At 38.5% G+C, this 13,807-nt stretch carries 16 protein-coding genes; all 16 read right to left on the bottom strand.

The window, feature by feature from the left end; genetic code table 11:
* Positions 1–5: 5 nt before the first annotated feature.
* Positions 6–647, bottom strand: a complete 642-nt coding sequence (rpsC, locus tag ACLIBG_RS08840; protein WP_439312406.1) for a 30S ribosomal protein S3 — start codon at positions 645–647, stop codon at positions 6–8.
* Between the two features lie 3 nt (positions 648–650).
* Positions 651–992, bottom strand: coding sequence for a 50S ribosomal protein L22 (gene rplV / locus ACLIBG_RS08835; RefSeq protein WP_439312405.1), 342 nt, complete (start codon positions 990–992; stop codon positions 651–653).
* An 18-nt stretch (positions 993–1,010) separates the two neighbouring features.
* Positions 1,011–1,289, bottom strand: coding sequence for a 30S ribosomal protein S19 (rpsS, locus tag ACLIBG_RS08830; protein WP_439312404.1), 279 nt, complete (start codon positions 1,287–1,289; stop codon positions 1,011–1,013).
* Between the two features lie 47 nt (positions 1,290–1,336).
* Positions 1,337–2,167 carry a 50S ribosomal protein L2 gene (rplB, locus tag ACLIBG_RS08825; protein WP_439312403.1) on the bottom strand — a complete coding sequence of 277 codons (831 nt, stop codon included), beginning with the start codon at positions 2,165–2,167 and terminating at the stop codon, positions 1,337–1,339.
* Between the two features lie 31 nt (positions 2,168–2,198).
* Positions 2,199–2,486 (bottom strand): 50S ribosomal protein L23, encoded by a 288-nt coding sequence (rplW, locus tag ACLIBG_RS08820; RefSeq protein ID WP_439312402.1) that lies wholly within the window; start codon positions 2,484–2,486, stop codon positions 2,199–2,201.
* Complete coding sequence (gene rplD / locus ACLIBG_RS08815; RefSeq protein ID WP_439312401.1) at positions 2,486–3,109, bottom strand: 50S ribosomal protein L4; 624 nt, start codon at positions 3,107–3,109, stop codon at positions 2,486–2,488. Before rplD ends, rplW begins: the two co-directional genes overlap by 1 nt.
* A gap of 25 nt (positions 3,110–3,134) precedes the next feature.
* Complete coding sequence (gene rplC, locus ACLIBG_RS08810; protein ID WP_439312400.1) at positions 3,135–3,767, bottom strand: 50S ribosomal protein L3; 633 nt, start codon at positions 3,765–3,767, stop codon at positions 3,135–3,137.
* A gap of 32 nt (positions 3,768–3,799) precedes the next feature.
* Positions 3,800–4,108: a 30S ribosomal protein S10 gene (gene rpsJ / locus ACLIBG_RS08805; RefSeq protein WP_439312399.1), complete on the bottom strand. Its 309-nt coding sequence runs from the start codon at positions 4,106–4,108 to the stop codon at positions 3,800–3,802.
* 767 nt (positions 4,109–4,875) lie between these two features.
* Positions 4,876–5,694, bottom strand: coding sequence for a creatininase family protein (locus ACLIBG_RS08800; protein WP_439312398.1), 819 nt, complete (start codon positions 5,692–5,694; stop codon positions 4,876–4,878).
* Positions 5,695–5,771: 77 nt separating this feature from the next.
* Complete coding sequence (locus ACLIBG_RS08795; RefSeq protein WP_439312397.1) at positions 5,772–7,259, bottom strand: M81 family metallopeptidase; 1,488 nt, start codon at positions 7,257–7,259, stop codon at positions 5,772–5,774.
* 90 nt (positions 7,260–7,349) lie between these two features.
* Positions 7,350–8,834 (bottom strand): tripartite tricarboxylate transporter permease, encoded by a 1,485-nt coding sequence (locus ACLIBG_RS08790; protein WP_439312396.1) that lies wholly within the window; start codon positions 8,832–8,834, stop codon positions 7,350–7,352.
* A gap of 24 nt (positions 8,835–8,858) precedes the next feature.
* The gene (locus tag ACLIBG_RS08785) at positions 8,859–9,326 is read right to left on the bottom strand and encodes a tripartite tricarboxylate transporter TctB family protein (RefSeq protein WP_439312395.1); all 468 of its coding nucleotides are present in this window, start codon (positions 9,324–9,326) and stop codon (positions 8,859–8,861) included.
* Positions 9,327–9,557: 231 nt separating this feature from the next.
* Positions 9,558–10,583, bottom strand: a complete 1,026-nt coding sequence (locus ACLIBG_RS08780; RefSeq protein WP_439312394.1) for a tripartite tricarboxylate transporter substrate binding protein — start codon at positions 10,581–10,583, stop codon at positions 9,558–9,560.
* A gap of 18 nt (positions 10,584–10,601) precedes the next feature.
* On the bottom strand, positions 10,602–11,960 hold the full coding sequence (locus tag ACLIBG_RS08775; protein ID WP_439312393.1) for an aminotransferase family protein: 1,359 nt from the start codon (positions 11,958–11,960) through the stop codon (positions 10,602–10,604).
* Positions 11,957–13,141 carry a thiolase family protein gene (locus ACLIBG_RS08770; RefSeq protein ID WP_439312392.1) on the bottom strand — a complete coding sequence of 395 codons (1,185 nt, stop codon included), beginning with the start codon at positions 13,139–13,141 and terminating at the stop codon, positions 11,957–11,959. Before ACLIBG_RS08770 ends, ACLIBG_RS08775 begins: the two co-directional genes overlap by 4 nt.
* Positions 13,141–13,806, bottom strand: coding sequence for a 3-oxoacid CoA-transferase subunit B (locus tag ACLIBG_RS08765; RefSeq protein ID WP_439312390.1), 666 nt, complete (start codon positions 13,804–13,806; stop codon positions 13,141–13,143). Before ACLIBG_RS08765 ends, ACLIBG_RS08770 begins: the two co-directional genes overlap by 1 nt.
* Position 13,807: the final 1 nt, after the last annotated feature.

The raw sequence follows: 13,807 nt of genomic DNA, 5'->3' as shown, positions 1-13,807 counted from the left end.
CTTCCTTATTTTTTAGGTTTTTCTGGAAGGACTTCACCACGATAGATCCACACTTTAACACCTAACTTACCATACGTAGTGTTTGCTTCCACGTTGCCATAGCTAATGTCAGCACGTAGTGTGTGTAATGGCACGGTCCCTTCACTGTAATGTTCTGCTCTTGCAATGTCCGCTCCGCCTAGACGACCGGATACTTGTGTTTTAATCCCTTTTGCGCCGGCACGCATTGTACGTTGAATAGACTGCTTTTGTGCACGACGGAAAGAAATACGGCTTTCCAATTGACGAGCTATATTTTCTGCAACCAGTTTAGCATCCAAGTCGACTTTCTTAATTTCAACGATATTAATATGGATTCTCTTACCGGTTAAATTATTTAGTGCTTTTCGTAACTTTTCTACTTCTGAACCACCTTTACCGATTACCATTCCAGGTTTACCTGTATGGATGGTAATATTCACTCGGTTTGCTGCACGTTCAATTTCAATTGAAGAAACTGCAGCTGTCTTCAGGCGATTTTCAAGATATTCTCTAATCTTAATATCTTCGTGTAACAAATCTGCATAATCCTTGTCTGCATACCATTTTGATTCCCAGTCTTTAATGACACCGACACGAAGACCAACTGGATTTATCTTCTGACCCACTGACTACCCCTCCTTCTTTTCTGATAGAACCACTGTAATGTGGCTTGTGCGTTTATTAATTTTGCTTGCACGACCCTGCGCACGTGGGCGGAAGCGTTTCAAAGTAGCTCCTTCATTTACAAATGCTTCAGAGATAACTAAATTCTCCGTATCCATTTCGTAGTTATGTTCTGCATTAGCAACTGCAGAATTTAACACTTTTTCTACAACTGGAGAAGCACCGCGCTGTGTAAGACGTAAAATTGCTGTCGCTTCAGAAACGTCTTTTCCTCGAATTAAATCTACGACTAATCGTACTTTACGAGGAGCTATACGAACAGATTTCGCAATCGCTTTTGCTTGCATGTAGAGTGCCTCCTCTCATTAGCGTTTTGTTTTCCTGTCATCACCGGCATGACCTCTAAACGAGCGTGTCGGCGCGAATTCTCCTAGTTTATGTCCAACCATATCTTCTGTTATATACACTGGTACGTGTTTACGTCCGTCATAAACAGCGATCGTGTTACCGACAAAATCAGGGAAAATTGTTGAACGACGAGACCATGTTTTAATTACCCTTTTTTTATCTTTTTCATTCTGAGCTTCAACCTTTTTCTTTAGATGATCATCTGCAAAAGGTCCTTTTTTTAAGCTTCGTCCCATGAATAAACCTCCTTTCGTTAGATAAACTCGGCTAATTAAAGCCTTAATTATTTCTTGCGTTTACGAACGATATATTTATTTGATGGCTTATTGCGTGTACGAGTTTTGTAACCAAGTGTTTTCTGTCCCCAAGGTGATACAGGTGATTTACGGCCAATCGGCGTACGACCTTCCCCACCACCATGCGGGTGATCAATTGGGTTCATTGCGGAACCACGTACAGTTGGACGTTTGCCTAACCAACGAGAACGTCCTGCTTTACCTACCGTCGTCAATTCATGTTCGATGTTTCCTACTTGACCTACTGTCGCACGACAAGCAGTTAATATTAAGCGAACCTCTCCTGATGCTAAACGAACAAGACTGTATTTACCTTCGCGACCAAGAATTTGTGCTTCTGCACCAGCTGAACGAGCCAACTGTCCACCGCGTCCTGGCTTCAATTCAACATTATGAATAACGGTACCTATTGGAATGTTTCCAAGTGGCAATGCGTTCCCTACTTTAATGTCCGCATTTTCGCCAGACTCGATCACTAGCCCAACTTTCAACCCTTTAGGTGCTAAAATATACCGTTTTTCACCATCTGCATAATTGATTAGTGCAATATTCGCAGAACGGTTCGGATCGTACTCAATCGTAGCAACGCGCCCTGGTATTCCATCTTTGTTTCGTTTGAAATCTATAATTCGATATTGGCGTTTGTGCCCTCCACCATGATGGCGCATCGTCAATCTTCCTTGCGAATTACGACCACCACTCTTGTGTAATGGGCTCAACAATGATTTCTCCGGTTTATCTGTCGTAAGTGCCGAAAAGTCCATCCCTGACATATTACGTCTGCCATTTGTTGTTGGTTTGAATGTTTTAATAGCCATGTGTTTTTCCCTCCCTCATTTTTTTATTTGTTTATGCTTCAAAGAACTCCAGCTCTTTACTGTCTTCCGAAAGTTGAACAACCGCTTTTTTGCGATCTGGGCGAAATCCGCCATAACGACCCATGCGTTTGAATTTACCTTTCAGATTCATTGTGTTGACCTTATCTACTTTGACTCCGAAAACAGTTTCAATTGCTGCTTTAATTTCTGTTTTGTTCGCTTTCGGCTCTACTTCAAATGTGTATTTCTTCTGTTCTATTAAATCCGCAGAGTGCTCTGTAATAACTGGGCGCTTTATAATATCACGCAAGTCTTTCATTATGCAAGCACCTCCCCTGCTGTTTCGGCTGCTTCCTTCGTTAAGATCAGCGTGTCATGCGTAAGCAAATCCAATACATTTAACTGGCTTACAGTAACCACTTTTACTGACTGAAGGTTATTTGCTGAACGAACAACGTTTTCGTCTAATTCTTTTGTCACGACTAATGCTTTTCTTTCTACATTAAGAGCTCCGAGCATATGAACTACATCTTTTGTTTTAGGTGTGTCCAGTGCAAGGTTGTCTAAAATAATCGTGTTCTCTTCCTTCACTTTAGAAGATAGAGCTGATTTTAGTGCTAATCGACGCATTTTCTTCGGCATTCTATAACTGTAACTGCGTGGTGTTGGACCAAATACAGTTCCACCGCCGACCCACTGTGGTGAACGAATGGATCCCTGACGTGCACGACCAGTTCCTTTTTGGCGCCATGGCTTCCGACCGCCTCCACGAACAGCAGAACGATTCTTAACCGCATGTGTCCCTTGTCTGAGAGAAGCACGCTGCATGTTTACTGCTTCGTTTAACACAGTTATGTTTGGTTCAATACCAAATACGGATTCGTGTAATTCGATATCTCCTGCTTCTGATCCATCTTGTTTAAATAATGTTACTTTAGGCATGACATATCCTCCCTTCGTCTAAAATTTAATTACCTTTAACGGCTGTCGCTACTTTTACATATGATTTTTTTGCACCTGGAACATTTCCTTTAATTAAAAGTAAATTGCGTTCTGCATCTACTCTTACAATTTCAAGGTTTTGGATCGTAACTTGTTCGCTACCCATTTGTCCTGGCAATTTTTTACCTTTGAATACTCGTGCCGGGTCAGCTGCAGCGCCCATTGAACCTGAACCTCTATGGAAATGCGAACCGTGGCTCATTGGCCCTCTCGCATAATTATGGCGTTTAATAGAACCTTGAAAACCTTTCCCTTTGGACGTTCCTGTTACATCAACAATATCGCCCTCTTGAAAAGCTTCTACGTTAATTTCTTGGCCAACTTCATACTCATCAAGCTTAGCCGTACGGATTTCACGAACGTAGCGCTTAGGGTTTGTGTTTGCTTTTTCAGCATGACCTTTTTCCGCTTTATTCGTACGTGATTCCTTTTTGTCGGCAAACCCTATTTGCAATGCTGTGTATCCGTCATTTTCCATTGTTCTTTTCTGTAAAACGACATTCGGCTCTGCTTCTACTACAGTAACCGGGATTAACTCGCCACTTTCCGAAAAAAGTTGCGTCATGCCGATTTTTCGACCTAAGATTCCTTTCGTCATCCGTTACACCTCCTATTAGTTAAAACTTTCATTTATAGTTTAATTTCAATGTCTACACCAGATGGTAAATCGAGACGCATTAATGAATCGACTGTTTTCGGTGTTGGACTGACAATATCGATTAAGCGTTTATGTGTACGCATTTCAAACTGCTCACGTGCATCTTTGTACTTGTGCACCGCGCGCAATACTGTATAAATCGATTTCTCCGTCGGCAATGGGATCGGTCCGGAAACCTGTGCTCCTGAACGTTTCGCTGTGTCGACGATCTTTTCTGCCGATTGATCTAAAATACGGTGATCATACGCCTTTAATCGAATTCGAATCTTCTCTTTTGCCATTATCTTCCCTCCCTTTCGTCCATTTTATAATAGACTGCTCCATGAAAATTTCTTGACCACCGCCCATGGCAAAGGGTCCGTGTGTGCCAACAACCTTTCACTTCATTGCTAAATAGAGCGTTCAAATGTTCCGTTGAACAGCTTCTTTTATAACCAACGTTTCTATTATATAGAAAACCGCTGCCTATTGCAATCGTTTTATGCATCATATCTTTGATTGCACGATTATATATTATACAAAGGTTTGATGTGGAATGCAAGGATTAATTGGTATTAGTAGAATTTATTCCGAGAGGACCGCTCCCGGGTAATGTAAGATTCTATGATGGAAATAAGTACAAACTGCGTCCATATACGGTCTTTGCTTGTTTTATGCAGTGAAGGATTTTAATAGTTGAATGGATTTTTCATAAATCATCTGCCTTACATAGACATTCTTCTTTGAAAAGAATTATTTCACAAATTGAATAAATAAAGTTGGATTTCACAATTTGTGTCAGAGTAAGGGGGTGATAACACTTGTTTATGCAAGGCGATTCATGAGCTTCAAGAGGAGTATAATAAATAGAAATGCAGAACGACTAATGACTTAATTGTCTTGATTTATGATGAAAGTTTTCTAAAATGAATCACATTGTGTGAATTCACATCAAAATAATGCTTCCAAAAGACATAATAATCTTTGGAAGCACTATAGAATAATTAATCTTATCTCCAGTTATTTTCTAAGCTAATTAATGGAGATTAATTCAACTAACCCGATACTGCTATTTTTTTGGAAGTACCGGCCCAAGTGCTTTACTTGGCTTTCGTTCTCTAAATTCATTTAATAAGTCTACAAGTTCTTCAACAGCTGCTTCAAAAATTTGCTTTCCTTTTTCCTCTGTTGATGTAGTAGGATTCCCACGAACTCCGGATTCAGTCATCGTATGCCAAATTTCCATCATTTTAGCTGGACTTGAAAAACCCTCAGGACGACGACCTAATAGATCACTCCAGAAATGAGGTGTAAGATTATCCAATCCGTCTCTTCTGACCTTATCCATTTGTACAAGTTCTTTTTTAAGGTGTAAATATACTGAAGTCTCTAAGTCACATCCATGGCTTGTAGGATCACTATCTAATAATTGACCAGCCACATCACGAACCTTCTGTAACTCCCACCATGATATTGATGCACACAGGGTTTCTGGGTAATCAACAATTGTGTTTCGGGCAATCAAATCAATAATGGGTCTATTACTACCATGTCCATTTAATAGTAATATATGTTTAAACCCATGATAAGCAAGACTATTTGTTACTGCTCTACCAAATTCAATCAATGTAGCAGAAGGGATATCGATAGTGCCGGAGAACCCCATATGATGTGATTGAAACCCGAATGGAATTTCTGGCATAACAACATCCATTCCAGTTTTTTCAGCAGCTGATCTACTTATATTGTTAACGATTCTTGTATCAACATCAATTGGTAAATGATGTCCATGCTCCTCGGTAGCTCCTAACGGAAGAATAACCACCGTTTTTTCTTTATCCAACTCATGAATCTCTGGCCAAGTTAACTGTGCGTAATTTACTGTCATTTTAAGTTTCTCCTTATAAATTTCATCAAATTTTTGATTCCCATTTTCTAAAAGTGACCTTTTTAATCTCACTTTATTTATTTGTTCAAATTGTCTAATGGCCAAATTGGATGTGTAATCTGCCTGTACTGCAGTGTTGATAAATTATTTGTTGACACACCAGGAGCATCTACATAAATGATCTCTTCTACCAAAGGATCAAATGCCGCCCGAAAATGGTTTTTTACTTTAAGCCCTAATATTTTTTTATCGGTCGGCTCTATTCCTAAGTGCCTAAACATTTCTGGGTCATTTGCAGACATTGGGCGTCCAATTAATACGATGTCCAAATTATTTACAATGATATGCGCTGCACCTTTTAAATCAACCTTTAGATACTGATTCATCGGTCCAGAATTATAAAAGACACCATCTGTTAACTTCACTATTTTCGCTAGCACACTTACCGGAGATCCATATTCTGGAGTCACTTTCCCACCAAGATCCAACGATACCAGTTGCCCTTCTCCGGCCTCACGGCATTTCTCAATCGATTCAGGATCAAATAAACCTCCAAATAAAGCTTGCTCGACATCACTGTCAATCATGGTGCGCAGTAATTCTGTCGTATCTCCACTACCACAGCTTAATGGATTGTCAGATATATCGGCTAACACTATTGGCTTGATATTATTCCGTGATAAAGCTACTTTTAACCCTTCTTTTGCATTAGGTAAATCAACAATAAATTCTTCTTTTAATTCCCAGTATTGTTTCGTTAATTTTTGTATTACTTCTTTAACAGTATTTTCATCTATACCAACAACGATAATACTTGCCCTGCTCGTTGGAGTATCTGCATAAGGAAAGCCACCAAAAATAGATACATTTTCAATTCCTTCTATTTGCTCAGCTTCCAAAGCAAACTGGATCATTTTTTGCATTGGGCCTGATTCCGTACGCATGTTTAAAGAGGGAAGAAGCATTGGCAGCCATTCAAATGAAGCTTTAAATTTCTTATTTTCAAATAAATATTGATGAACGGCTCCTGCAGCTGCCCGACCTTGCTCATACATATCAATATGGGGATACGTTTTAAATCCGAAATGGAGGGGGGTATGGTTCAACATTCTTGCATCAATATTCGCATGCATATCTAATGTTGTTGCAATAGGAATACCCACTCCTACAATTTGTCGAATTTTTCCTAGTAGTATCTCTTCAGGATTTGACATCTGCTCAACAACCATTGCACCATGAAGTGCTAATAATACCCCGTCCAACGGTGCACTGTTCTTTATGATTTCAAGCATCTCTGATTCAATATGCTCATATGTTTCTTTTGTTACAACACCCGATGGAACAGCAGCAGCGCAAAGAAGAGGTACTATTTCTACTTCTGCCGACTTTTCTTGTAAGAAATCAATAAAACCGCCAATCTCAGTTTTTGTCCCTTTATAATGAGCAATGATTGTTTCTCCTGTTAGATATGCTTCATTTCTAAAATGCTCTAATTCAGTTATCATTGGCGTAAAACTGTGTGATTCATGATAGAAGAAGGCTATGCCAATTCTTTTTCTTTTCATTTTATATACATCCTTTTGTGATCTACTAGAAGTTAAGATTCTAAATCTGAATTCGAAATCGCTAAAAATAGCTTGGAAACGCTATTGTACTTATATACTCCTTTGCGCCTTCCCGGATTTATAAAGTGGATATAAAATTGACACTACTGCTATTAATAGAAGTATTAATGAAATTGGCCTAGAAAAGAACGGCAAAACATCTCCTCCTGTTGTCATTAGACCAAGACGCCAGTTTGATTCAATTATAGGTCCTAATATATAACCTAATATTATAGGTGCTAATGGAAACTTATTCTCCACTAAAGCGTAGCCTATAAAACCAAATAGTATAAGCACACCTAAGTCGAATATTCTGTTGTTAGCTGAATAAACACCTACCATAGACATTAAGATAATGACAGGCAATAAGATATATTTCGGTACCTGAATAATTCGTGCAAAAAACCTCATTAACCCACTCTGAATTAAAAACATTAAAATAGTCGCCAGCAGTAATGATACAAAGATAGTGCCTACTACATCCGCATTGTTACTGAAAAGCATCGGACCCGGTTGTAATCCATGAATCATTAGTCCCCCTAGTATTACAGCAGTAACCATGTCTCCAGGTATACCTAAAGTTATTAAAGGTATTAAAGCACCTCCAGTGATGGCGTTATTAGCTGATTCTGACGCTATAACCCCTTCATAGTGTCCTTCGCCAAATTTATTAGGAGTTTTTGATGCCTTTTTTGACCTATCATAGGCTAAAAATGACGCTATACTTCCACCTGCACCTGGCAAAATTCCTATCAACGTTCCCAAAAAGGATGAGCGAAATAGGTTTTTTATGGACTTTTTTAGTAAATTTAATGAGGGAAATATTCTATATTTTTTATCCATCACTACCATAGAATGATTGCTCTCTTTAGATGTTATATCGCTGAAAAAACGTGAGACAGCAAAAAAACCTAACAATGTTGGTAAAATACTAAACCCCCCTTCCAATTGTGTAAATCCGAAAGTAAAACGAGGTGTAGCAATAACTGGATCTTGGCCAAAAAAGGTTATAAAAACACCTAAACTTGCTGATATTAATCCTTTTATTAAATTCCCCCCAGAAACACTAACCACAATAGTCAACCCAAAAATTCCTAAAGAAAAATATTCCCAAGGACCAAATAGCAATGCTCCTTTTGCTAATAATGGGGCTACAAAGGTTAGTATGATCATACTGATGACTCCACCAACTAACGATGCAAATACTCCCAAGGAGAGAGCTTGGTTGGCATTTCCTTTTTGTGCCATGGGGTATCCATCAAAGGTTGTTACAATTGAAGCTCCTGTTCCTGGTATGCCAATCAGAGTTGCAGAAATTAAGCCTCCAGAAGTTGCACCAACATAAATACCCAACATGGCCGCTAATCCATTGATTGGTCCAAGACCGTAAGTAAATGGTAATATTAGTGCAATACCCAACGTTGCAGTTAACCCCGGTATAGCTCCAAAAAATATCCCTAAAGTGACACTTAAAGCAACAATTAATATTGTATAAATGTTAATTGTTTGTTCTAATCCTAATAAAAGAAATTCCACCATTTCACCACCTTAGAGGTTAGATTAAAATATATTTCCCATAGGTAAGAAAACCTTTAGTATTTCAGAAAAAATGAAGTAGGTACTGAGGGTAATAATAGCTGAAATGGCTAGTATTCTTAACTTACTAATGTTTTGATCTTTACCTAAAATGCTAATAGTTATAGTTAGAAATATAAATGTTATTAGAATATATCCTAAAGAGCCAATTAATGAAACGTATCCAACGGTAGCTAAAAGCATATAATATACTTGTCGTTTTTCTACAATGAGAGCAGTAATGGCTTTCTTTTCTTCTTTATCTCTTTTCCTACCCTGTAAAAATAACAATATACTTAGACCTATTAGAACTATAGACCATACTTGTGGGAAAAAGGCTGAATCATCCCTCACTATTGCAAATGGTTGATTTGAAATAGAAAAACTCATGATAAGCATAAATATAGCAAACATGAAGATTATCATCGCCATTGTCTTATCTGATTTAATCAATTTATCTCTCCTTTTTAACTTCCATACCCTTGATTTCGAGCATCTGTCTAGACGTTAAACAGACGCTCATTTTGTGAATCTAATATAATTTCACATTAATATTTTACAAGTTGCTATGATCTAATTACTCTCCCCTTTAATTCTAAAAACAAAGTAATGATATATCCTCAACCGCATTCACTTTTTAATTATCTTTCCGGCCTTCCTATTGCGACTTTCTTATATATTTTATTATTCAGCTTTTATTAAGTCGCCAACCGGTTCAATCATGTTGTCTAAGTCCTTTAATTCTTTAGTAAAATCTTCAGCAGATAAATAAGCGGATTCTGTAACCAATCCGTTCATTAGCTCTATATATTCTTCGTCTTCTGTAACTTCTTTTATTTTTTCATTTAACACATCAATAACCTCTTTTGGTGTACCTTTAGGCGCAAAAATCCCATTTCTATGATTCAAAACAAATTCAATATCCATTTCTTTAAATGTCGGGACATCTTCAAGCATAGGCGACCTTTCCGAACCTGTTGTTGCTAGCATCCTAAAATCTCCTTCTTGAATGAAATCATAAAACTCAGATACAAATCCAGCCATTATGTCGATATGATTTCCAGCTAAAGCTGCTCTACTTTCTGAAGACCCATCATAAGGAACATAGTTAACTTCAATATCTGCAGCATCTGCAAAAACAGCACTTATCACATGAGCACCCCCGCCAATTCCAGGAAGGCCTATAGATAATTCTCCTGGATTATCCTTTGCGTAATCTACTAAATCATCTATTGTTTCCCATTTCGAATCTGCCCTAACTACAATCCCTCCACTTTGTGAAGCTACCGCAGCGACTGGCTCCATTTCTTCCCATATTTTATTTTCATACAATCCAGAGTAATACCCAGATACTGTGGCGGTCACTGAGTGTGTTAATAATGTATACCCATCTGGATCAGATTCCACAACTTCCATTGTGCCAATTTTCCCACTCCCTCCATCTAGGTTAGTAACTACCATTTCCTCATCCATATCAATAAATTGACTCACAGCCCTTGCAACAGTATCGGTGCCACCACCAGCTGAGTAAGGAACAATCATTTTAAGCGATCTTTCTGGGTATGTTAAAGATGATTCATTCTCTTTTTCGTTACTACCATCTTCAGAGCTCTTTGTTGTTGATTCTTGTCCTTCACCACATCCAGATACTATTAGGCCTACTATGACCAACAAAAACACCATTGGTAAAACATTCTTTAACTTTTTCATTTAGACGTCTCTCCTTTTTTATTTCATATCATTTTCAAAAGAATCAATAACTTTCTCCAATATCGTCACCATTTCATCAATTTCTTCCTTATTTACGTTCAACGGCGGACTAATAATCAAATGCTCTCCTCTAAGTCCATCAATACCTCCCGATCCTGGATAGAATACTGCTCCCAGCTCAAATGCGATTTCATTGATTTGATTTGATACTTGTTCAATTGGATCAAATAAAATATTACTCTCCTTGTCTTTTACTAGTTCAATTCCTATTAAGAGTCCTTTTCCCCGTACATCTGAAATAATATTCGATTTGCTTTTTAATGAATCTAGTTTTTCAATTAAATACTTACTCATTTGTATACAGTTATTCAATATGGAATCTTCTTCATAAATTTCCATGGCAGCGAGCCCTGCTGCTGCTGTAACTGGATGCCCGCTATACGTATAGCCATGTATAAATTTCCCGGCACTGTTTTTAATCGTGCTTTCTATTATTTTGTCACTTACTATCATTCCAGCTAGTGGAGCATAACCTGCTGAAACACCTTTTCCGAATGTTATAATATCCGGTACGATCTCAAAATGCTCAATAGCAAAATTCTTTCCTGTTCTACCAAAGCCTGTCATCACTTCATCAATGATGAGGACTATGTCATGACTATCACAAAGTTTTCTTACCTCTTTAAAGTAATCTTTCGGAGGAACTACTGCCCCTTGTTGGCTCCCTACAATTGGTTCCATGATAATTGCTGAAATATTTTCTGAGCCCAAATTGTTAATTTTGGTTTCTAAATCTTTAACACAAGACCAATTTTTCCTTTGCGAACAATCCTCACTATTACGTTGGTAAGGACATCGACGACAATAAGGGGAATATACATGTTCCGTGTTTATCAGGTTCGGCATATAAGGTTTCCTTCTTTTTATATCACCTCCTACAGATAACGATCCAAGAGTATTCCCGTGGTATGACTGCCACCTCCCTATTACAATGTGTTTGTCACGGTCCCCATTATCTCTATGGTATTGTCTCGCTAACTTTATAGCGCTTTCATTTGCTTCGGATCCACCGGATGTAAAATAAACCTTTTTTAAATTACGCGGTGCTAAATCTACGATTTTTTCTGCCAAGTGGTGTAGAACTTCCGTTTCAAATCGCATAGAATGCACAAATCCAACCTTCATCGCTTGATCGGCCATAGCCTGCGCTATTCTATTATTACTATGACCCAGATTTGCTGCTACTGCACCCGAGGAAGCGTCAATATATCTTTTTCCAGACTGATCATATAAGTAAATTCCTTCACCATGAGTAATAATGGGATACTTTTTATTTAAATCTCTGTGAAAAACTGCGTCTTTTACTTTCTGTGTCATTTCCTCTCCACCACCATGGAAATTCCTTGACCGCCAGCTATACACATCGTTGCTAATCCAAACTGTTGACTTCCCTTATTCATTTCACTGATGAGGGTAGTTAATATTCTTGCACCAGTTGCACCAAGCGGGTGACCTAAAGCAATCGCTCCGCCATTGACATTCACATTAGCTCCATCAGAGCCCCACTCCCTTAATACGGCTAAGCTTTGTGCAGCAAATGCTTCATTTAATTCGATTAAATCGATATCAGAATAATGTAATCCTGCCTTTCTTAAAGCCTTTTCCGTCGCTGGAACCGGTCCAATACCCATGATTTTCGGATCAACACCAGCTGAAGCAAACGAGCGAATGTGAGCAAGTGGTTTCAAGCCTAATTCATGCGCCTTTCTTTCACTCATCAGTAACAGCATTGCTGCACCATCATTTCTCCCTGTAGCATTTCCGGCAGTTACTGTTCCTCCCTCCTGGAAAGCGGGCTTTAGATTTGCTAGCTTTTCCAAATTTGTATCTCTAGGGTGTTCGTCAACAGCAAAGTGTCGAAAATCCTTTTTACCTTCTTTTACAGTTATTGGTACAATCTCTTCAGAAAATTTTCCTGATTCCATTGCTTTTTTTGCCTTCATTTGGCTATTAAGCGCAAACTCATCTTGTTCTTGTCGAGATATATGGTACTTCTTAGCTAATCGTTCAGCTGTAACTCCCATAGAAAATTTTCCGTAAAATTCCTCTGGCTGTGATTTTGGTTGGCTTTCAATATTGGCGTCCGAAAGTTTTAAGTCGCCTGGTTGGATTCCAAACCGATTGTTTACAAAATAATACGGCGCCTGGGACATTATCTCAACGCCACCAGCTAATACCACTTCGTTTTTTCCTGCCGTTATTGACATTGCCCCATTCATTATTGCCTGCATTCCCGATCCGCATTGCATATGTACGGTATGTCCTGGGACATGTTCCGGAATTTCAGCTTTTAAAAGTCCTAATCTAGCAATGTTTGGATTATGTGCGCTTTGTTTCGTATGTCCTACGATTACCTCATCAATCAACGCTGTGTCTAAACCAACCGAAGACAAGTTGTTCTTCATAAGTATAGATACAAGTTCTTCCGGTGAAGTATTTTTTAGTGATCCACCATACCGGCCAACTGGTGATCGTAAGGCGCTAACTATAACTGTCATCAAACTTCAATCTCCTTTGTCATTTCTGTTAGATTAGCTGCAGTTCGAAATGGAGCACCCGTCTTTTCTTTCACTTCTTCTATTGTTTTTCCGGGCGCAATTTCAGTTAATATTAACCCCTTATCATCTGTCCGGAAAACGGCTATCTCGGTTACAACAACATCAACTTGCCGCTTGGATGTTTTAGGATACGTTAATTTATCAACTATTTTGGCATCCCCGTTTTTAGTTGTATGCAGCATGGTGACAATAACTTTTTGAGCTCCTTCCAATAAGTCCATCGCACCACCTACTCCTAATATATCTTTTCCCGGGATCGCCCAATTGGCAATTCTTCCATATTGATCAACTTGCAACACTCCCAATATGGCTACGTCAACATGACCTCCACGTATCATTCCAAAAGATGATGGGCTATCAAAAAAAGATGATCCCTCTTTGATCGTTACAGGTAGTTTACCGGCGTTTACTAAATCCTCATCAATATCTTCTGTTGCTGGTGTAGGGCCAAGTCCTAAAATTCCATTTTCAGAATGTAGATATATGCTAATATCATCCGGCAAATAGTCAACAACTAGCGTTGGTAAACCTATTCCAAGATTGACAATATCCCCATCATTTAGTTCTTGTGCTGCTCTTTGTGCAATATAATTTTTCTTATCCATT

The sequence above is a fragment of the Virgibacillus sp. W0181 genome (assembly GCF_051846915.1).
Classification (GTDB): Bacteria; Bacillota; Bacilli; order Bacillales; family Amphibacillaceae; genus JBPYCR01.
Note: the sequence above shows the minus strand (reverse complement) of the source record. Positions and strands in the feature narration are given on the sequence as shown.